Raw genomic sequence first — 19,705 nt, 5'->3', positions numbered from 1 at the left:
GCACAGGGATGACCGAAAAACGCCGGGACTGGCGGATGATCGTGCTGATCTCCGCCGTCCATTTCGTCAGCCACGTCCATATCCTCGCGCTGCCGCCGCTCTATCCGCTGCTGCGCGCGGAATTTGGCACGTCGTATGCCACGCTGGGGCTGCTGACCGTCGGCTACAGCCTGGTCGGCGCGCTGCTGCAGACCCGGATGGGCCGCCTGACCGACCGCTTCGGCGGCATGCCGCTGCTGCATGCCGCGCTGGCCGGGGCGGCGGCGGCCTTCCTTCTGGCCACGCTGGCACAGGGCTTCGCGGTGCTGGCGATCTGCGTCATCGCTGCGGGCGTGGCCAATGCGGTCTATCACCCGGCAGACATGTCGCTGCTGTCGAGCCATGTCTCGAAAGCCCGGCGCAGCACCGCCTTCGCGGTCCATTCGGTGGCCGGCACGGCCGGATTCGCCGCGGCGCCGCTGCTGACCGGCGGGATCGGCCTGGCCTTCGGCTGGCGCGCGGGACTTGCGGCGGCGGCGGCGCTGTCGCTGGCCGGCATCCTGGCGCTGGTCCTCGCCCGCCGCGGGCTCGCCGGAGCGGACACGCCCGCCGCGCCGAAGGCAAGGCCGCAGGCGGCGGGCATCTGGCGGCAGGCCCGGTTCCAGCTGCAATTCGCGGTCTTCGGGCTGTTCGGCGCGATATCGGCCGGGCTGCAGGGCTTCCTGATCCCGGCCATGGCCCAGACCGGCCGGATGGACGCCCCGGCGGCGACCGCTCTGCTGTCGGCCTATCTGGCGGCGGCCACGGCCGGCGTGGTCCTCGGCGGGGCGCTGTCCTCCAGGATCGGGCCGGGCCGCGTGATGCTGCTGGGCATGGGCGGGTCGGGACTGTTCTGGCTTGCCGCGGCGATGCCCGGCCTTCCGGCCGCGGCGGTCGCCGTGCTGGCCTGCGCGGCGGGGGTCGGCAACGGGCTCGCCCTGCCCTCGCGCGACACGCTGCTGGCCGATCAGGCGCGCGGACCGGACCAGGCGGCGATCTTCGGCTTCGTCACCTCCGGCCTCTTCGCGGGCCAGGTGCTGGCGCCGCTCGCCATCGGGCGGATGATCGATCTCGGCCATGGCGCGCTGCTCTTCCCGGCCATCGCGCTGCTGTCGCTGGCCGCTCTGCTCGGCGGCACCGGGCGCGAACAGCGCGCCGCTGCGGAAAGCTGACGGCAGCTCCGGGCGCGGCACGCCCGGAGCCATTCGCCCTCAGGCGAAGCGGCCGGCCGCCAGCGTGCGCTGCACGGTCTCCTGCAGCAGCGCCTCGGCAGCCGCGAACTGCGCCCGCAGGGCGGCGATGGCGGCTTCCTCCTCGCGCATCCGCGCCCCGGCATTGCGGATCGCCTGCTCCATCGCGCCGGGGCCCGGCCCGCCGAAGGTCTCGCGGCGGCGCACGAAGGCGCGGGCATCCAGCGCCTTGGTCAGGGTCGCGTCGTCCATCGTCACCATCTGCGCGCCGCTGCGGCTGGCATAGGCGTTGAAATCCTCGGCCGTGACCTCGACCGGCCCGATGCCCCGCGCGATGCAGTCGCGCACGAAGCCAGCCACCAGGTTGTGCGCCCGGCGCCATTCGATCCGGTTGATCCGGACCAGCGCCCCGGCCAGGTCAGTGACGCTGGCCCAGCCGGCATTGGCGAGGTCCTCGGCGCGGGCGCCATCGACCGCCATCTCCGCCAGCAGATCCGGCAGCACCTCCAGCCGCTCGCCGATCCCGGCCGCCAGCGCGCGCAGCATCCGGTCGGAATTGCGCCGCTCGATGATCGGGAAGCCGGTCGGGCCGCGTTCGGTGCCCGTTACCATGGTCAGCACCGCCTGCGACTGCGCCGAGAGGTTGCGCAGATCCTGCAGCCCGTCTGGATTGCGCTTCTGCGGCATCATCGAGGAAATGCCGATGAACCAGTCCGGCAGCGCGATCAGGGCGTATTCGGTGGTCGTCCACAGGAACAGGTCTTCGGCCATCCGCGACAGCGTGTGGCAGAGCAGGTTCAGGACCGAGGCGAACTCGATCTCCAGATCGTGGCTGAGCGCGGCATCCAGCGTGTTCGGCACCACCGCGTCGAAGCCCAGCAGATCGGCGATCCGGCGGCGGTCGATCGGGAATTCCGTTCCCGACATGATCCCCGCGCCCGCCGGGCTGAGATTGAGCCTGGTGCCGAGCGCAGCCAGCCGGGCGCCGTCGCGCGCCAGCGCGTCGTGAAGCATCATCGCCCAGAGTGCGGCGGTGACCGGCTGGGCGTGCTGGCCATGGGTATTGCCCGGCAGCACCGTCTCGGCATGGCGGCGGGCGAAGTCGGCCAGCGCGCCGCGCAGCGACAGCAGCCCGCCGCGCAGCGACAGGACGCGGTCGCGGGCATACATACGGAAGGAGATCGCCGAGAGATCGCCGGAGGAGCGGGCCAGCCCGATGGCGCCGCCGATCTCGCTGCCGAGCGCCTGCGTCAGGTATTTCTCGCCCGCGTGGTTGCCGCCTCCCGCGGCGCGGCGGCAGTCTGCGAGGCCACGCGCCTGCATGTCCGCCAGCCCCGCCAGCACGCCGAGCGCGGTTTCCGCGGGCAGGATCCCGCGCTCGCCCAGCATCGTCACATGGGCCAGGTCATAGGAATGCACGAAGGCCGCCGTTTCCTCGACGAAGGCCTCCTTGTAGCTGTCCATGTAGGCCGGGGGCGCCGTCCGGCGCGCCCCCGGGCGGCCGGGCGCGGCAGCACCCGCAGGGGCCCGGTCCGGATTGCCGTTCTCCGCCATCGGCATCTCCTCATCCATGGCCATGACCGATCAATGCACTGTATTCGAGGAATTCCTCAAGCCCGTACCGCCCCTGCTCGCGGCCGTTGCCGGACTGGCGGAAGCCGCCGAAGGGCGCGGTCCGGTCGAGCACCGGGTAGTTCAGGTGCACCCGCCCGGCGCGCAGGCGGCGGCCGACGGCACGGACCCGGTCCAGGTCGCGGCCCTGCACATAGGCGGCCAGCCCGTAGACCGTGCCGTTGGCGATGCGGACCGCGTCGTCCTCGTCCCGGTAGCCGATGATCGACAGCACGGGGCCGAAGATTTCCTGCTGCGCGATGGCCATGTCCGGGGCGACATCGGCGAAGACCGTCGGCCGCACATAGGCGCCCGAGGCAAGCCCCTCGGGCAGGCCCGGACCGCCGGCCACCAGCCGCGCGCCCTCGGCGATGCCGCTCTCGATCAGTCCCTGGATGCGCGTCCACTGCGCCTCGCCCGCCACCGGGCCCAGATCGGTGCCGGGATCGCGCGGATCGCCGGTCGCGAAGCCCGCCGCGGTTTCCGCCGCGACCGCGGCCGCCTCTTCCATCCGGTCCTGCGGCACCAGCATGCGGCTGGGCGCCGAGCAGGCCTGGCCGGAATTGGCGAAGCAGCCCTTCACGCCCTTGGCGACGGCCTCGGCGAAATCGGCGTCGGGCAGCAGGATGTTGGCCGACTTGCCCCCCAGCTCCAGCCCGACCCGCTTCACCGTCGGCGCGGCATTGCGCGACACGGCCACGCCCGCGCGGGTCGAGCCGGTGAAGGAGACCATGTCGATGTCGGGATGCGAGGACAGCGCCGCCCCCGCGCCTTCGCCGTCGCCGTGGATCAGGTTGAACAGGCCCGGCGGCACGCCCGCCTCGTCGAGGATCTCGGCGATGATCCGGGCATTGCCCGGCGCGATCTCCGACGGCTTCAGGATCACCGCGCAGCCGGCCCCCAGCGCCGGAGCGACCTTGATGACGATCTGGTTGACCGGCACGTTCCAGGGCGTGATCAGCGCGGCGACGCCGATCGGCACCCGGGTCACCAGCGTATCGGTCTGCATCCATTCGAAGGAGAAGCGCTCCATCTCCTCGCAGAGGATGCGGATATGCGCGGCTCCGGCGGCGGCATGGCCGCTGCGCGCATAGGAAATCGGCACGCCGATCTCGGCGGAGATCGCCTGGGCCAGGTCCTCCTGGCGGCGCTCCATGATGTCGGCGATGCGGCGGAGCAGCGCGATCCGCGCCGCAACGTCCAGCCCCTCCGGGCCGATCTGCCGCTCGAAGGCGCGCCGCGCAGCGGAAACCGCTGCCTCGACATCCTCCGCCGTGGCCAGGGAGACATGGCCGATGACCTCGTAGCTCGCCGGATCGACGATCTCGCGGGTCAGCGTGCCCTTCGACCCAACCCATTGTCCGTCAATATAGAAATCTTTCCGGCTCATGAAGCACCTGCCCTGTTTTCACATTTTCGATGGCTCCGAGGCTAGGACGGCTCCGGCAGCGGGTTTCGGCAAAGCTGCACCGCAGAACAACATTTCCCGGCAGTTTCGGCGGGAAATTCGGTGAATTCCGCGGCGCGGCAGCGGCAAGGATGGTGCCGCAGCGGACCGGTCCGGCCGGGCCCGCCGCTTGCGGAACAGGTGCGGGACGTGCATCTGGAGGAAGGAAGACATTCATGGCCGCCGGAAGGACGGAACAGCCAGGCCCCGTCCCCGCGGCGGAGACCGGCGGCGCGGCGCCTCCGCGGCGGCCCGGAACCGACACCACAGAAGCAACGAGAGCGAAACACCGATGACCCTGCAAGATTTCAAAGTCCTGACCTTCGACGTCTACGGCACCCTGATCGACTGGGAGACCGGCATGTTCGAAGGCCTTCGCCCTCTCTTCGAACGCCTGCCCGAGCAGCCCAGCCGCGACAAGGTTCTGGAAACCCACGCCTTCCATGAGAGCACCCAGCAGGCGGCGACGCCCGCAATGCCCTATTCGCGCCTGCTGGCCACGGTCTACCGCCGCATTGCCGAGGAATGGGGCATCCCGGTGACCTGGGCGGAATGCGAGACCTACGGCAATTCGGTCGAATACTGGCCCGCTTTCGCCGACAGCGCCGGCGCGCTGCAGTACCTGCAGAAATACTACAAGCTGGCCGTGCTCTCGAACGTGGACGCGAGGAGCTTCGCCCATTCCAACGAGAAGCTCGGCGTGACCTTCGACTATGTCTACACCGCCGAGGACGTGGGCTCGTACAAGCCGTCGGACCGGAATTTCGACTACATGCTCGCGCATCTGGCGCGCAACGGCTACGGCAAGGGCGACATCCTGCACACCGCCGAGAGCATGTTCCACGACCACCAGCCCGCCAACCGTCACGGGCTGACCTCGGCCTGGATCTACCGCCGCCACGACAAGGAAGGCTTCGGCGCCACGATGAACCCCGGCGAGATGCCGAAATACGACTTCCGCTTCAATTCGATGGCCGAACTCGTCCAGGCCCATCAGAAGCAGCTGTCGCTCGCCTCCTGAGGGGCATGACGTGTCGCAGAAGCTCGACCAGATCGACATCCGCATCCTCAGCGAGCTGATGAAGAACGGGCGGATATCCAATGTCCGCCTGTCCGAGCATGTCGGGCTTTCCGCCTCGCCCTGCATCCAGCGCATCAAGCGGATGGAGGCGCAGGGCATCATCTCGGGCTACGGCGCCTTCGTCGACGTCTCGAAGATCTCGGACACGATCACGGTCTTCACCGAATTCACTCTCGCCGACCACCGGCGGGAGCTCTTCGCCCGCTTCGAGAACGAGATAGCGCGCATCCCGCAGGTCAGCGAATGCCACCTGATCTCGGGGGGCTACGACTACCTGGTGAAATTCACCGCGCGCAACGTGCAGGACTACCACGAGATGGCCGAGGCGCTCCTGGAGCGCAACATCGGCATCTCGCAGTATTTCAGCTACATCGTGATCAAGACCCCGGTGCAGCGCCACGCGCTGCCGCTGCAGGACCTGATCGGCTGAGCCTTGTCCGGCGGCGCGTCAGATCACGCCACCGGCGGCCAGCGCGGCGATCTCGGCCTCCGAATATCCCAGTTCCGCCAGGATCTCCGCGCTGTCGGCCCCCGCCTTGCGCGGCGCGAATGCATGGCGCGCGGGCTGCCCGTCGATCAGGAAGCCGGACAGCGGCAGCAGCGGGCCGCCGGTTTCCGGCCGGGCGAAGCTGCCGCGCGCGCGGCGCTGCGGATCGGCCATGGCCTCGGCGACGCTGCGCACCGGCGAGACCGGGACCCGCGCCGCGCGCAGCAGGTCTTCCAGATCGGCGGCGCTGCGCTCCGCCACCATCTGCTCCAGCTGGGCCCGGTCGGCATCGCGGTGGCGCGCCGCCTCCTCACGCGTCTCCCGCACCAGATCCGGCCGCCCCAGCGCCGCGAAGAGCCGCTGCTGCTGGCGCAGGTTGTTGGCGGCGATCGCCACCGGCCCGTCCTTGGCGCGGAACATCCCCTGCGCCACGCCGGGCAGCGCATGGCCGGTCGCCCGCGGCTCCGCCCCGCCATTGGCGAAGCCGGTCAGGCCCGAGGCCATCAGCAGCCCGGCGACATCTGCCATGGCCAGGTCGATCTGCGCCCCCTCGCCGGTCCGCTCGCGCCGGAACAGCGCCGCCGAGATGGCATAGGCCGCCATCATGCCGGTCGCGTAGTCCACCGCCGGAATGCCCAGCCGGACCGGCGAGGTCTCGGGCGTGCCGTTCATCGCCATCAGCCCGGTGGCTGCCTGCACCACCAGATCATAGGCCGTCTCCTGCCCGCGCGGTCCTTCCGCGCCGAAGGCGGAGATCGCGCAATGGATCAGCCGGGGGTTGCGCCTGCGCAGATCCGCCGCACCCAGGCCCAGCCCGGCCAGCGCGCCCGGCCGGAAATTCTCGACGAAGACATCCGCCCGTTCCGCAAGCTGCAGCAGGACCGTCCGCCCCTGCTCTGTATTCAAATCGAGCGCCAGGCAGCGCTTGCCCGCGCCCTGGGTCTGGAAGGCCGTCCCGAGGCCCTCGGCGTTCAGAGCCGGATCCGCCCCGGCAAAGCGCGACTGATCGGGGTCCCCGGGCGGTTCGACCTTGATCACGGAGGCGCCCTGCATCGCCAGCTGGACCGTCGCGAAGGGTCCGGCCAGCACATGGGTCACGTCGAGCACCATCACGCCACGGAAAGGTTGCATGGGCGAATCTCCATTTTTGTATTCAATATGATCCAACTTCTCTGCGTTGCAGTCAAAATATCCGGAATTTTAGTTCAAATATTGGGCACTTTTTGGCATATGAGGGAATTATGGCTTCATAAACTTTGAATCGTGGACTCATGAACAGGCTGCATCTACGGTTTGAATACAAATTTAGAAAAACCCCAACAGGAGTAGACTCGATGCGACCAATGCCGATGGCAGCTGTCGGGACGGCCCTTGCGCTGTGCGCCGGCGCGGCCCTGGCCCAGGGAACGGGCGGAACCGCGATCTTCGTGCTGGGCAGCGACCCCTCCGGACTGAACCGCAACCTCTCCACCAGCACCCCCGACGGGCTGGTCGCCTGCAAGGTCTACGAGGGGCTGGTCGACGTCACCCCCGAGGGCGACATCGTCCCGCGCCTGGCCGAGAGCTGGGAGATCAGCGAGGACGGCACGACCTACACTTTCCACCTGCGCGACGCCACCTTCCACGACGGCACGCCCTTCACCTCGGCGGACGTGAAATACACCTATGAGGAGATCAGCGGCAAGTTCAGCTCGGTCTTCTCCGGCGCCGCCAAGGCGATCGAGAGCATCGACACGCCCAGCCCGCACGAGGTCGTGCTGCACCTGTCGAAGCCCTACGGGCCGCTGCTGCGCACGCTGAACTGCACCCAGGGCGCGGCGATCCTGCCGAAGCATCTCTACGAGGGCACCGACCCTGCGACCAACCCGGTGACCACCTCCGAGCCGGTCGGCACCGGTCCGTTCATGTTCGACGAATGGCGCCGCGGCCAGTACGTCAAGCTGGCGAAGAACCCGGATTACTGGGAGGAGGGCCTGCCCTATCTCGACGCGGTGATCGGCCAGGTCCTGCCGCAGTCCTCCTCGCGCACCCAGGCGCTGATGGCGGGCGAGGTCGACTACGTCAACTTCACCCTGCTGCCGTCGAACGACTACATGATGCTGGAAGGCAACCCGGCCTACACGATGATCCCCTCGCCGGTTCCGGCGATCGATGTGATGCTGGCCAATACCCGCAATCCCGATCTCGCCGATCCCAAGGTGCGCCAGGCGATGATGATGGCGATCGACCGCAGCCAGCTGCTGGCCACCGCCTTCAACGGCATCGGCGCGGCGGCCACCATGCCCTTCACCAACCGCATGGGCTGGGCCGCGGATGCGGACACCGATTTCGACGCGCTCTATCCCTATGACCCGGAGAAGGCGAACGCCCTGCTCGACGAGGCCGGCAGGCCGCGCGGCGCCGACGGCACCCGCTTCGCGCTGTCGGTGAAGTACTTCAGCACCGAAAGCGACTCCCAGCTGGAGGCGACCGCGCTGAAGGCGATGCTGCAGCAGGTCGGGATCGAGCTGGTGCTGGAACCCGGCGAGCGCGTCAGCGTCATCCCGGCGGTCTTCACCAGTTTCGACTACGACCTTGCGCTGGTGGCCTACAATTCCGGCGGCGATCCGGCGATCGGCCTCACCCGGATCTGGAGCAGCGCCACCGAGGGCCGCAACTTCGGCAACCCCACCGGCTATTCCAGCCCGGAGGTCGACGCGCTCTTCGAAGAGGGGCAGACAGCCACCGACCGGGCCGTGCGCGGCGAGGCCTATGCCGCGGCGCAGCGCATCCTGGCCCGCGACCTGCCGGTGCTGACGCTGCACGAGCGCATCGCCCAGAGCGGCGTTTCCTCCAAGCTCCGGGGACTGGAGGAGGAATACTATCTGCCCTCCTTCCGCTCCGCCCATTTCGCCGATTGAGACGGCGGCCGGCGGTCCTGCGGGACGGCCGGCCTGCGTCCGGGCGGACTGCCGCCCGTCCCCCCTATCTTGCCGGGCCCGTCCCGGCCGTGCCGCGCGCCGCGCGGATTCTACCAAGGAGACCCCGATGCAGGGCATCGTGTTTACAGGCAACGAAACCACCGAGCTGATGACCTTCCCCGACCCGACCCCCGGCCCGGGCGAGGTGGTGCTGGAGATCAAGGCGTCCGGCATGTGCGGCAGCGACCTCAATCTCTACCGCGGCCCGTCGGAGCTTCGCAGGAAGATCGCTGCCGAAATCGGATCGTCCTACGAGGGCGGGCCGGTCATTGCCGGGCACGAGCCCTGCGGCGTGGTCGTCGCCACCGGCGCCGGGGTCGACACGCAGAAGATCCCGGTCGGCATGCGCGCCATGCAGCACCATTACGACGCCTGCGGGCATTGCGAGCACTGCAACGGCGGCTGGACCCAGCTCTGCCGCGAGCCCGGCGTCATGGAGAATTACGGCGCCACCCGCCATGGCGGCCACGCCCAGTACATGAAGGCGCCTGCCCACACCATCGTGCCGCTGCCCGACGCGCTGTCCTTCAAGGCCGGCGCCACGATCTCCTGCGGCACCGGCACTGCCTGGGGCGCGCTCCAGCGGCTGGACGTGCAGCCCGGCCAGAGCATCGCGATCTTCGGCCAGGGGCCGGTCGGGCTCTCGGCGACGCTGCTGGCGGCGCAGATGGGCGCGCGGGTGATCGCGCTCGACACCAATGCGGGGCGGCTGCAATCGGCCCGGAACTTCGGCGCCGCCGAGCTGCTGAACCCGGCGGAACTGGAAGACACCGTCCAGGCGGTGCGCGACCTGACCGGCGGGCTCGGCACCGAACTGGCGCTCGACGCGTCGGCCTCGCCGGTCGCACGGCGCGACGCGGCGCGCTGCGTGCGGACCTGGGGCAAGGTCGCCTATGTCGGCATGGGCCGGGACGTGACCTTCGACGTCACCAACGACCTGATCCGCCGCCAGGTGACCGTCATGGGGTCCTGGACGATGTCGAAGGCGGGCCAGGCCGACTGCGCCGAATTCATCGCCTCCAAGGGGCTGGATATCGACAGTGTCTTCACCCACGAATGGAAGCTGGAGGAGGCCGCGACCGCCTACAGCCTGTTCAGCCAGCAGAAGACCGGCAAGGCCGTCTTCGTCCTCTGACCGATCCGGCCGCTGCGCCGCCCCGCGCGGCGCGCGCCCCTTTCCCGAAACGGACCTGCGCATGACAAGATTCATCCTCTCGCGCCTCGCCTATGCCGTGCCCGTCGTGCTGGCGGTGCTGGTGACGAACTTCCTGCTGACCCGGCTGGTGCCCGGCGACCCGGTAACGGCGCTGATCGGCGATTTCCCCGCCCCGCCCGACTACGTGGCGCGGCTGCGGGCGGAATTCGGGCTGGACGACTCCGTCTGGACCCAGCTGCGGCTCTACCTGGCCAACCTGGCGCAGGGCGAGCTGGGCTATTCGTTCTTCAACCGCCAGCCGGTGATCGCGCTGCTGGCCGAGCGCACGGTGAACACGCTGATCCTGATGGTGCCGGTGCTGGTGCTGTCCTCGGTGCTGGGCATCCTGCTGGGCATGCTGGCCGCGGTGCAGAAGGTGCGCTGGATCGACGTGACCATCACGGCGCTGAGCCTCGGCGGCAAGTCGATCCCGATCTTCTGGTCGGGCCAGGTGCTGATCCTGCTGCTGGCAGTGCATTTCAAGGTGCTGCCCGCCCAGGGGATGCAGTCGCTGCGCGGCGTCGAACCGGGCTGGCCCGCCTTCGTCGACCTGGCGGAGCACTGGCTGATGCCCGGGCTGATCGCCACCGCCTTCAACCTGGCCATCGTCGCGCGGGTCGCGCGGGTCAGCTTCAAGGAGGCGATGCTGGGCGACTATGTCACCACCGCCTCCGCAGCCGGCCTGCCGCGCCGCAAGATCCTGTTCGGCCATGTCCTGCCGAACGCGCTGATCCCCGTGGTCACCGTCATCGGCCACAACCTGACCAACCTGCTGACCGGCACGATCATGGTGGAGGCCGTGTTCGGCTGGCCCGGGATCGGCGAGCTCTTCATGTCCTCGATCGCCTCGCGCGACTACCCGGTGCTGCAGGGCATCTTCCTCGCGGTCGCGCTGGTGACCGTCCTTGCCAACCTTCTCACGGATATCCTCTATGCAGTCATCGATCCGCGCGTCCGCGACAGCTATGTCCGGGCCTGACCGCCGCCTGCGGAAGCTCCTCTCCTCGCCGCTGGCGCTGTTCAGCGGCGGCATCGTCCTGCTGCTGCTGCTCTGCGCCGCCATCGGCCCCATCATCTACGGCGGGCAGGCGCTGGACATGTCCGCCAACCGGCTGGCCGCGCCTTCGGGCGCCGACTGGCTGGGCACCGACGAGCTGGGACGCTCGGTCCTGGTGCAGATGGTCCTGGGCAGCCGCACCTCGCTGTTCGTCGGTCTGGCCGCGGCGGTCTCGGCCACGGTGGCGGGCGCGCTGATCGGCGCCGTCTCGGGCTTCGGCAGCCGCGGGCTGGACAATTTCGTCATGCGGATCACCGAGATCTTCCAGGTGATGCCCTCCTTCGTGCTGGCGGCGGTGATCGTCGCGCTCTGGGGGCCGGGCATGGGCAAGATCGTGCTGGTGATCGCGCTGCTGTCCTGGCCGCAGACCGCGCGGATGATGCGCGGCGAGGTGCTGCGCATCCGCTCGCTCGACTACGTGGCGGCGGCGCAATGCCTGGGCATGCGGCCCTGGGAGGTGCTCTGGCGCGAGGTCGTGCCGAACGCGATCGCCCCGGTGATCACGCTGGGCACGCTGATCGTCGGCCAGGCGATCCTGCTGGAGGCCGGGCTTGCCTTCTTCGGCCTCGGCAGCCCCGATGTCGCGAGCTGGGGCAAGATGCTGAATTCCGGGCAGCGGTTCTTCTACCAGGCCTGGTGGCTCTCGGTCTTCCCCGGCGTGGCGATCTTCGTCACCGTGCTGGCCTTCAACCTGGCGGGCGACAAGCTGGCCGAAGTCTTCAACCCCCGGTCGGAGCACTGACATGGCCACACCCCTCCTTTCGATCAAGGACCTTTCGGTCAGCTTCGGCGGCGGCCATTCCCCGGTGCAGGCGGTCGACGGCGTGTCGATCGACATCGCGCCGGGTGCCTCGGTGGCGGTGGTCGGCGAAAGCGGCTCGGGCAAGTCGACCCTGGCGCGCACGATCCTCGACCTGCTGCCCGCCGCCGGCCTGCCGCAGGTGGCCGGCAGCTTCGCCTTCGACGGGCGCGCGCTCGACGCGGCCGGACGGCGCGGCCTGCGCGGCCGCCAGGTGGCAATGGTCTTCCAGGGCCCGCTGAGCTATCTCGACCCGCTGATGCAGGTCGGCCGCCAGATTGCCGAAGTGCTGGCCGTGCACGATCCCGCCGCCCCGGCCGGACGCGTCGCCGAGCTTCTGGCCCAGGTGCAGCTGAAGCCCGGCACGGAAACCGCGTTCCCGCACGAGCTTTCGGGCGGCATGCGCCAGCGGGTCATGATCGCCATGGCGCTGGCCTGCGGCGCGCGGCTGCTGATCGCGGACGAGCCTACCACCGCGCTCGACGTCACCACCCAGGCCGAGATCCTGGCGCTGATCTCGAAGCTGCGCGCCGAAACCGGCATGGCGCTGCTGCTGATCAGCCACGACCTGGGCGTGGTCTCGACCATGTGCGACGAGGTCCATGTCATGTATCGCGGGCGGGTGATCGAAGCCGGTTCAGTCGCCCGGGTCTTCGCCCGGCCGGAGCATGACTACACCCGCAGCCTGATCGCCGCCGGTTCCGCCCGCAAGGCCCCGGTGGAGCAGTCCCCCGGCCTGTCCGAGGCGCCGGTGCTGAAGCTCGAGGGCATCCGCAAGACTTTCGGCAAGGGACGCCACGCGGCCGAAGTGCTGCGCGGCTGCGGGATCGCGCTCCACCGCGGCGAGACCCTGGCGCTGGTGGGCGAAAGCGGCTCGGGCAAGTCGACCCTGGCCAAGGTCGCGCTGTCGCTGCTGCGCCCCGATGCCGGGCGGCTGGAACTGCTGGGCCGAGACCTTCTTGCCATGCCCGCCGGCGAGCTGCGCCGCGCCCGCACCGCGATGTATCCCGTGTTCCAGGACAGCTCGGAGGCGTTCAACCCGCGCCGCCCGGTCAGCGGCATCCTCGGCCAGGCCCTCGCCGTCGCGGGCGTGCCGCCCTCCGAGCACGAGGCGCGCGCGATCGATGTGCTGGAGCAGGTGCACCTGACCCCCGGCGCCGCCTATCTGCACCGCTACGCGCACGAAATGTCGGGCGGCCAGCGCCAGCGCCTCGCCATCGCGCGGGCGCTCGCGACCGGCGCGGAGGTGCTGGTGGCGGACGAGCCGCTTTCGGGGGCCGACGTGTCGATCCGCGACCGGGTGGTGGCGCTGCTGCGCGAGCTGCAGGCCGAACGGCAGCTGGCCATCCTCTTCATCACCCATGACATCTGGCTGGCACGCAGCTTCGCGCACCGCGTCGCGGTGATGTACAAGGGCGAGATCGTCGAGGAGGGCCCGGCCGGAGAGATCATCGACGCGCCGCGCCACCCCTACACGCAGCGCCTGGTCAGTGCCGCGCCGGTTGTCCGGGAGGACAGCCTGGCCCCCGCGACCTGACCCGGCCGAGCCGGACACGCCAGGACGGGGCCGCATCTGCGGCCCCTGTTCCGGTTCCGGGCCGGGCTCCGCCCCGCGCGGCGCCTCAGGCGAATTTCGCGACCCAGGCCGCGAAGGCCTCCGCGATCGACTTCAGGAAGTCCCGCGTGCCGTCGGAGGCAACCGAGCCGTCCTGGGCAAACAGCTTGGCCACGTTGCCGATATAGGCCTCGGGCTGCTGCATCAGCGGCATGTCGAGGAAGACCAGCGGCTGGCGCAGGTGGTGGTTGGCGCCGAAGCCGCCGATCGCCCCCGGAGAGCCGGTGACGATCGCCGCGGGCTTGCCCTTCCAGACGCTTTCGCCCATCGGCCGCGAGCCGACATCGAGGGCGTTCTTCAGAGCCCCGGGCACCGAGCGGTTGTATTCCGGCGTCACGAACAGCACCCCGTCCGCGCCGCGCATCTCGCCGCGGAACCGGGTCCAGGCCGCGGGCGGTGCATCGGTGTCGAGGTCGGAGTTGTACAGCGGCAGGTCGCCGATCTCCACGAAGCGGAAATTCATGCCTGCGGGCGACAGCCCGGCCAGCGCCTGCGCCAGCATCCGGTTGTAGCTGCCCGCGCGCAGCGAGCCCACAAGAACGGCGATGTCGTAGCATTCTTTCATCTCGGTCTTCCTTCGGCAACGGGCCGCGGGCCGGACAGCGTCGCGCCATCTCCGGAGGCCGTCCGCGGATTTGAATTTCGGATACCGCATGGGATCTGTGTCGATCAGATACCGCCGGGGCGGAAGATTTCAAGGATTTACCGGAAGGAGCACGGAGAGTTGGCCAGGCCGATGACGCGCTGGGAAAGCAGCGCCCGCACCCGCCGGGCCCTGCTCGACGCGGCGGCTCGGCTGTTCGCGCGCGACGGCTATGCCGCGGCGGCGGTGGCCGCGATCGCCGCCGAAGCCGGGTTCGCCAAGGGCGCCTTCCATGTCGGCTTCGCCCCCAAGGAGGCGATTTTCCTGGAGGTCCTCGACCGGATCGGCACCGAGGATGTCCGGGCTCCGGCCGCGCGCATCACCGCGGCGCCGGATGGCCATGCCGTGGAACGCTGCTTCTGTGGTTGCCGCCCGTAGCGCAAGAAGTTTTTGCCCCTTCAGACATGTGATCGAGTGCGAACTTCTGTCAGGCCTCTTGATGCGGCATTCCAGAAGCCGTCGGCCGGTATGGTGATCAGCGAACCGGGTCCAAATCTGGTTTTCGAGCTTCAATAGCCCACACAGCGTTTCTGGTTTTCCCAATCCGGATCTGTTCGACCGGTTCGCCCATTCAGGTCGTCGCCTCCTCGCCCCCCCCCCTTGGCACCGTCGCTAGCGGTTCCGCATGAGCATCATGCCGCGCCGGCCAGCGCCGGAACCTTGCAGTCCTCGTTCTTCGCCAGCATCGCCCAGAACTGCCAGGCCATCTTGTTGGCCAGCGCGATCGCGACCGGCATCCTGGGCTTCTGCGCCAACATGCGAGACGGCCAGCTGTCCTCCGCAATGGCGCGCGTCCCGAGCCAGTTCAAGCGCGGCATCGCTCCGATGATCAGAAGGCGTCGGATATCCGACTGCCCCGCCTTGGCCATGCGGCCCAAGCGCTCCTTCCCTCCAGAGGAATGCTGCCTGGGCACCAGGCCCAGCCATGGCGCAAAGTCACGCCCGGTTCTGAATTGCGCCAAGTCAGGTCCAAACGCTTCCACTGCCACAGCCGTCATCGGTCCAACACCCGGCATGGTCTGGAGCCGACGCGCCCTGTCCGTCTGGGTGGCCAGCGCCGAGAGTTTCTTGGCCCGCCCGGTGATGCGCACCGTCTTTTCTGCAATCTGCGCCAGCAGATCCTGGCACTCCTCCCGGATCAGCAGGGGCAGGTCTGAGGTGGCATCCTCCACAAGGGCCGTCATGCGGTTGAGGTGGCGGATCCCGCAGGAAACACATGGCCATGTTCATGCAGCAGGGCCCGCAAGGCATTCACATCCGCGGTGCGCTGATAGACCAGCCGCTCCCGGCTGCGGAAAACCGCCGCGCGGGACTGCTGCTCAACCGATTTGGGGTCCACGAAGCGCATCTCGGGCTGGCGGGCCGCGATAACGATTGCCTCGGCGTCGGCAGCGTCATTCTTCTGGCGCTTCACGAACGGGCGGACATACTGAGGCGCGACCAGTTTCACTTGGTGGCCAATCGCTGCCATCTGATGCGCCCAGCAACTCGCGCTGCCGCAAGCCTCCAAGATGACAATGCAAGATCCTTGCTGGCCCATGACCGCTAGACACTGAGCGCGCGCAAGTTTCATGCGAAACTGCACCTCTCCTGTCCGCAACGCGCCGTGGACCTGGAAAACATTCTTTGCCAGATCGACTCCGGTCATCATATCCTTCTTATAGCTGTCCTCTCCGTTATGTGGCGTTCAACACCACGGCCTTGGCACATTGCGATGCCGTCTGGGGAGCGCGGCAACCACTCCATCTGGTCTCCTGGGCGGGCAGCCGGTCGCGCTCCGGGCTCCGGCCGCTGGCGATCCTCGAATTGTCGCGCCGCGCCCCGGCGTAGGCGGAGGTGCTCGCCGGGCACTGGGCGACGCTCGGCGCGCTCCTGCGCGAGATCGCCCATGCCCCTGCGACGGGCTTCGCCGGCCGTCCCTCCGCGGATGACCTGCTGCGCCTTTTCCTGCGCCGCGGAGCAGGAGCGCGCTGAACGGCACCGCGCCCGGGGACGGTTCCGGCGATGTTCATGTTTTGTAACCGATTGGGCCCTATTCCGTGACTTGGCCGGCAGGTCAGCCGGGCCCTTGCGGAAAGTGCCTGTTCGTGACGTACCTAGATTCTGTCCGGCTCCAGACCAAGCTGCCCCTGTTCATGGTGGCGCTCACGCTCATGGCGATCATCGCCATGGGGCTCGTTTCCTACCGCAGCGCCCGGATCGAGATCCGGCAGGCCGCGGAGGACCGGATCGTCGCCATCGGCTACCAGCAGGCCGGCATGGTGCGGCGCTTCTTCGGCAATATCGAGCGCAACCTTCATGTCGTCTCCGCCGAACCTGACACCCGCGCTGCGCTGCAGGCCTTCGCCGCGGCCTTCGCCGGGACCGGCGCGCCCCGGGAAGAGCTGCAGCGCAGGTACATAGACGAGAACCCGAATCCCGCCGGGTCCAAGGATCTGCTGGTCAGCACCGGGGCGGACAATCCCTACGACCTTGCCCATGCCACCTTCCATCCTCACTACAACCAGCTCCAGGACGCGTTCGGCTACTACGACGTGTTCCTCGTCGATGCGGCGGGCAATGTCGTCTACACCGTCTTCAAGGAACTCGATTTCGCCACCAACCTGCTGGACGGCGAGTGGAAGGATACCGGGCTGGGCGATGTCTACCGCCGGGCGATGCAGCTGGACCGGGACGGCGGCGCCGCCTTTTCGGATTTCGCGCCCTACGCCCCCAGCGCCGGCGCCCCCGCCTCCTTCATCGCGATGCCGGTCTTCGCCGCGGACGGCATGCGGCTGGGCGCCATCGCCTACCAGATGCCGGTCGACGCGATCAACGAGGCGGTGCGCGATTTCAAGGGCCTCGGCGAAAGCGGCGACGCCTATATCGTCGGCGGGGACGGGCTCCTGCGCACCGACTCGCTGAAGACCGGAACGAACGACATCCTCGCAACCCGGCTGCCGCCAGAGGTCCTGTCGGACCTCCAGTCCAGGGCCGGAACCTTCGCCGAATTCACCGACCTTGCCGGGCAGCCCGCCGTCGGCAGCGCGCAGGAAATCGACTTCGGAGGCACCCCGTGGCTTCTGGTCGTCACCGAGCAGAGCGCCGAGCTGTTCTCGATGCTGGGCGAGCTGCGGCGCAGCTTCTTCCTGAACGGTGCCGGGCTGGTGATCTTCGCGCTCGCCTTCTCGACCCTCCTCGCCCGCAGCATCACCCGGCCGCTTGCCCGGGTCGGCAGCGCGATGGAGGCGATTTCCGGCGGCGATCTCGGACAGCACGTTCCTGACACCTCGCGCGGCGACGAGATCGGCGCCATCGCCAAGTCGCTGGAAAATTTCCGCGAGTCGCTCTTGGCGGGCGAGAGCGTTGCGCGCGAGGCCGCGTTCAAGGGCGCAGGCTTCGACATGTCCGGCGCGCCCATGTTCGTCTGCGGCCCCGATCTGGAGATCATCTACTGCAACAAGGCGATGCTGCGCCTGGCCGGGGACAAGGGCGGCGACTTCCGCCGCGAGATCGCGGATTTCTCGGCGGATGCGCTGCTCGGCCGCAACATGGCGATCTTCGCCGGCGTGCTGGGCCTGTCGCCAGCCGAAATAAGCGCCCCGGCAAACCTGCCGATCCGCCGCAAGATCCGCTTCGGAGAGTCCTTCATCGGCCTGCTCTTCGCGCCGGTGCGCAACGCTCGGGACGAACTGATCGGCTACGTCGCGGAATGGCGCGACCAGACCTTCCAGATGAGCAGCCAGGTAATCCAGTCGGCGGTCGATGCCTGCCAATGCCGCGTCCAGACGGATTTCGGCGGCACGCTGAAATCCGTCAACCCGATCTTCGCGGATCTCCTGGGGCTGCCCGCCCGCGAGCTCGAAGGCCAGCGCCTCCCGGACATGATCAGCCCCGGACCGGACATGCCCGATCCGGACCGGGTCTGGGACGAGCTGCGCGCCGGCAAGAGCCGCCTCGGCACATTCGAGATCCGCCATGGAGGCCGCGTCTTCCTGCTGGAAGGCAGCCTCAGCCCCCTGCCGGACGAGACCGGCCGCCCGGCCGGGGCGCTGCTGATTGCCTCCGACGTCACCCGCCAGCGGCAGGAGATGGCCGCAGCCCATGCCGTCCAGGAGCGGATGCGGCAGGCCCAGCAGGATGTCGTCGACAACCTGCAGGTCGGGCTCCGCCAGCTGTCCCAGGGCGACCTGACCGCCCGGATCCGGACGCAATTCGCCGAGGATTACGAGGAACTCCGGCGCGACTTCAACTCGGCGGCCGAGTCCCTGGCGGAAGCGCTGGCACTGATCGCAGAGAAATCCGAGGCGATCCGGCGCGAATCCGGCGGCATCACCTCGGCCACAGACGACCTCGCCCGCCGGACGGAGACCCAGGCGGCGACCCTGGAAGAGACGGCGGCGGCGATGGACCAGATCGCCGCCTCGGTCAAATCCTCCGCCCAGGGCGCGGACATGGCGGCGAAGCTGGTCGAGGCAGCCAAGGCCGATGCCGGGGCCAGCGGTGCGGTCGTGCGCGACACCATCTTCGCCATGGACGAGATCGAGAAATCCTCGCAAGCCATGTCCAAGATCATCGCGACAATAGACGAGATCGCCTTCCAGACGAACCTCCTGGCGCTGAATGCCGGGGTGGAGGCCGCCCGCGCGGGAGAGGCCGGCCGGGGCTTTGCCGTGGTCGCCTCGGAAGTCCGCGCCCTTGCCCAGCGGGCCTCGGATGCCGCGCGCGAGATCGGCGGGCTGATCAGCGCCTCGGCCCAGCAGGTCACGAAGGGCGTGCAGATGGTCACCCAGACCGGGCAGGTCCTCGGCAATATCGCGGACTCGGTGAACGAGATCGCTGTGCAGGCGCGCAGCATCGCGGAGTCCTCGAACGAGCAGTCGGCGGGCCTGTCCGAAATCAACACCGCCCTCGGCCAGCTCGACCGCGCGACACAGCAGAACGCGGCCATGGTGGAGGAAACCACCGCCGCCAGCCACTCCCTCGGCGCCGAGGCCCGCGCCATGACCGAGGCGGTGGCGCGCTTCACCCTTGCGGAGGCCGCCCCGGACGTTCCGGCCAGGAAGGCGGGCTAGCGCCGTCCCCGGGCAGGCATGCCCGTTGCGCAGGCCGGAGGCGCGGGCAATGCCGCAGGGCAGTGTCCGCACCCCTGGCCAATCTGGTGCGCAACCGGAGCCGCAAACCTGCTGCAATGCCCGCCAGTTCCGCTGCGGTGAGCAGCGGCCGCGGGCCCCCTTCCCGGTACCGGGCACGCAATTGCACTGATCAAGACCCGCTGCCGCCAGTGCCTCCCCGAGCGGTGCGCGGCCGCGCCCGCCATCAGTAGGCACTATTTGCCGGCCTCGTCCGACGGGACAGCATGCGGCCCGCTGGCAAGCCTTTGCCAGTTTCCGGGGGAAGACACCGCGGCCGACTGCGTCCCCTCGCGGACCAGCCCCGCCGCCGCCCGGAACGGGGCGCGGCCACGCCTTCCAGCACCATCGCCGCCATCCGGCGCGCTTCCTTGGCGGACTTCCCTCACGAACCGCTAGCAGGCTGCCGACATAGCCGTGCGGGCGGAACGGTTTCCGCCGTGCCGGACGGGCTGCGCAACCTCCCGGCCTCTCCCGGCCTCGCGGCGTTG

Annotated in this window: 14 protein-coding genes and 1 pseudogene; 10 read left to right on the top strand and 5 right to left on the bottom strand. The window is 69.1% G+C overall.

Annotated features, from left to right (window positions below):
* The first annotated feature begins 8 nt into the window (after positions 1-8).
* Positions 9-1,190 (top strand): MFS transporter, encoded by a 1,182-nt coding sequence (locus HCC78_RS22570; RefSeq protein WP_172331051.1) that lies wholly within the window; start codon positions 9-11, stop codon positions 1,188-1,190.
* Positions 1,191-1,229: 39 nt separating this feature from the next.
* Here the strand turns inward: HCC78_RS22570 and HCC78_RS22565 are convergent, their stop codons facing one another.
* Positions 1,230-2,780, bottom strand: a complete 1,551-nt coding sequence (locus HCC78_RS22565; RefSeq protein ID WP_172331050.1) for a lyase family protein — start codon at positions 2,778-2,780, stop codon at positions 1,230-1,232.
* On the bottom strand, positions 2,773-4,209 hold the full coding sequence (locus HCC78_RS22560; RefSeq protein ID WP_172331049.1) for an aldehyde dehydrogenase family protein: 1,437 nt from the start codon (positions 4,207-4,209) through the stop codon (positions 2,773-2,775). Before HCC78_RS22560 ends, HCC78_RS22565 begins: the two co-directional genes overlap by 8 nt.
* A 349-nt stretch (positions 4,210-4,558) precedes the next feature.
* Between HCC78_RS22560 and HCC78_RS22555 the strand changes: the two genes are divergently transcribed.
* Positions 4,559-5,287 carry a haloacid dehalogenase type II gene (locus tag HCC78_RS22555; RefSeq protein WP_172331048.1) on the top strand — a complete coding sequence of 243 codons (729 nt, stop codon included), beginning with the start codon at positions 4,559-4,561 and terminating at the stop codon, positions 5,285-5,287.
* Positions 5,288-5,297: 10 nt separating this feature from the next.
* Positions 5,298-5,777 (top strand): Lrp/AsnC family transcriptional regulator, encoded by a 480-nt coding sequence (locus tag HCC78_RS22550; RefSeq protein WP_371743908.1) that lies wholly within the window; start codon positions 5,298-5,300, stop codon positions 5,775-5,777.
* 18 nt (positions 5,778-5,795) lie between these two features.
* On the opposite strand, the gene HCC78_RS22545 is transcribed toward HCC78_RS22550, so the two are convergent.
* Positions 5,796-6,965, bottom strand: coding sequence for a CaiB/BaiF CoA-transferase family protein (locus HCC78_RS22545; protein WP_172331047.1), 1,170 nt, complete (start codon positions 6,963-6,965; stop codon positions 5,796-5,798).
* A gap of 203 nt (positions 6,966-7,168) precedes the next feature.
* Here HCC78_RS22545 and HCC78_RS22540 point away from each other — a divergent pair, with 203 nt between their 5' ends.
* The 5 genes from HCC78_RS22540 to HCC78_RS22520 all read left to right on the top strand — a co-directional run bounded on the left by HCC78_RS22540 (position 7,169) and on the right by HCC78_RS22520 (position 13,382).
* Positions 7,169-8,734, top strand: coding sequence for an ABC transporter substrate-binding protein (locus tag HCC78_RS22540; RefSeq protein WP_172331046.1), 1,566 nt, complete (start codon positions 7,169-7,171; stop codon positions 8,732-8,734).
* Positions 8,735-8,861: 127 nt separating this feature from the next.
* A complete protein-coding gene (locus HCC78_RS22535) occupies positions 8,862-9,929 on the top strand; it encodes a zinc-binding dehydrogenase (protein WP_172331045.1) in 1,068 nt (355 codons plus the stop codon).
* 61 nt (positions 9,930-9,990) lie between these two features.
* On the top strand, positions 9,991-10,968 hold the full coding sequence (locus HCC78_RS22530; protein ID WP_172331044.1) for an ABC transporter permease: 978 nt from the start codon (positions 9,991-9,993) through the stop codon (positions 10,966-10,968).
* A complete protein-coding gene (locus HCC78_RS22525; RefSeq protein WP_172331043.1) occupies positions 10,955-11,788 on the top strand; it encodes an ABC transporter permease in 834 nt (277 codons plus the stop codon). The genes HCC78_RS22530 and HCC78_RS22525 overlap by 14 nt, the downstream gene beginning before the upstream one ends.
* A 1-nt stretch (position 11,789) precedes the next feature.
* Positions 11,790-13,382: an ABC transporter ATP-binding protein gene (locus HCC78_RS22520; RefSeq protein WP_172331042.1), complete on the top strand. Its 1,593-nt coding sequence runs from the start codon at positions 11,790-11,792 to the stop codon at positions 13,380-13,382.
* An 85-nt stretch (positions 13,383-13,467) separates the two neighbouring features.
* Here the strand turns inward: HCC78_RS22520 and HCC78_RS22515 are convergent, their stop codons facing one another.
* Positions 13,468-14,025 carry an NADPH-dependent FMN reductase gene (locus HCC78_RS22515; RefSeq protein WP_172331041.1) on the bottom strand — a complete coding sequence of 186 codons (558 nt, stop codon included), beginning with the start codon at positions 14,023-14,025 and terminating at the stop codon, positions 13,468-13,470.
* A 159-nt stretch (positions 14,026-14,184) separates the two neighbouring features.
* On the opposite strand from HCC78_RS22515, the gene HCC78_RS22510 reads away from it, so the two are divergent.
* Entirely contained in the window at positions 14,185-14,481 is a 297-nt protein-coding gene (locus HCC78_RS22510) for a TetR family transcriptional regulator (protein WP_172331040.1), read from the top strand.
* Positions 14,482-14,735: 254 nt separating this feature from the next.
* On the opposite strand, the pseudogene HCC78_RS22505 reads toward HCC78_RS22510, so the two are convergent.
* A pseudogene (locus tag HCC78_RS22505) lies at positions 14,736-15,754 on the bottom strand (IS110 family transposase).
* A 436-nt stretch (positions 15,755-16,190) separates the two neighbouring features.
* Between HCC78_RS22505 and HCC78_RS22500 the strand changes: the two are divergent.
* Positions 16,191-19,157 (top strand): methyl-accepting chemotaxis protein, encoded by a 2,967-nt coding sequence (locus HCC78_RS22500; RefSeq protein ID WP_172331039.1) that lies wholly within the window; start codon positions 16,191-16,193, stop codon positions 19,155-19,157.
* Positions 19,158-19,705 lie beyond the last annotated feature (548 nt).

It is taken from the genome of Mangrovicoccus sp. HB161399, assembly GCF_013184745.1.
Classification (GTDB): domain Bacteria; phylum Pseudomonadota; class Alphaproteobacteria; order Rhodobacterales; family Rhodobacteraceae; genus Mangrovicoccus.
The sequence above is the reverse complement of the archived record's forward strand: the minus strand, read 5'-3'. Positions and strand labels throughout refer to the sequence as shown.

Excerpts from the sequence above, each read along its gene's own strand:
- HCC78_RS22570 (WP_172331051.1), top strand. The coding sequence starts at position 9 with ATGACCGAAAAACGCCGGGACTGGCGGATGATCGTGCTGATCTCCGCC.
- HCC78_RS22565 (WP_172331050.1), bottom strand. The coding sequence starts at position 2,780 with ATGGATGAGGAGATGCCGATGGCGGAGAACGGCAATCCGGACCGGGCC.
- HCC78_RS22560 (WP_172331049.1), bottom strand. The coding sequence starts at position 4,209 with ATGAGCCGGAAAGATTTCTATATTGACGGACAATGGGTTGGGTCGAAG.
- HCC78_RS22555 (WP_172331048.1), top strand. The coding sequence starts at position 4,559 with ATGACCCTGCAAGATTTCAAAGTCCTGACCTTCGACGTCTACGGCACC.
- HCC78_RS22545 (WP_172331047.1), bottom strand. The coding sequence starts at position 6,965 with ATGCAACCTTTCCGTGGCGTGATGGTGCTCGACGTGACCCATGTGCTG.
- HCC78_RS22540 (WP_172331046.1), top strand. The coding sequence starts at position 7,169 with ATGCGACCAATGCCGATGGCAGCTGTCGGGACGGCCCTTGCGCTGTGC.
- HCC78_RS22535 (WP_172331045.1), top strand. The coding sequence starts at position 8,862 with ATGCAGGGCATCGTGTTTACAGGCAACGAAACCACCGAGCTGATGACC.
- HCC78_RS22530 (WP_172331044.1), top strand. The coding sequence starts at position 9,991 with ATGACAAGATTCATCCTCTCGCGCCTCGCCTATGCCGTGCCCGTCGTG.
- HCC78_RS22525 (WP_172331043.1), top strand. The coding sequence starts at position 10,955 with ATGTCCGGGCCTGACCGCCGCCTGCGGAAGCTCCTCTCCTCGCCGCTG.
- HCC78_RS22520 (WP_172331042.1), top strand. The coding sequence starts at position 11,790 with ATGGCCACACCCCTCCTTTCGATCAAGGACCTTTCGGTCAGCTTCGGC.
- HCC78_RS22515 (WP_172331041.1), bottom strand. The coding sequence starts at position 14,025 with ATGAAAGAATGCTACGACATCGCCGTTCTTGTGGGCTCGCTGCGCGCG.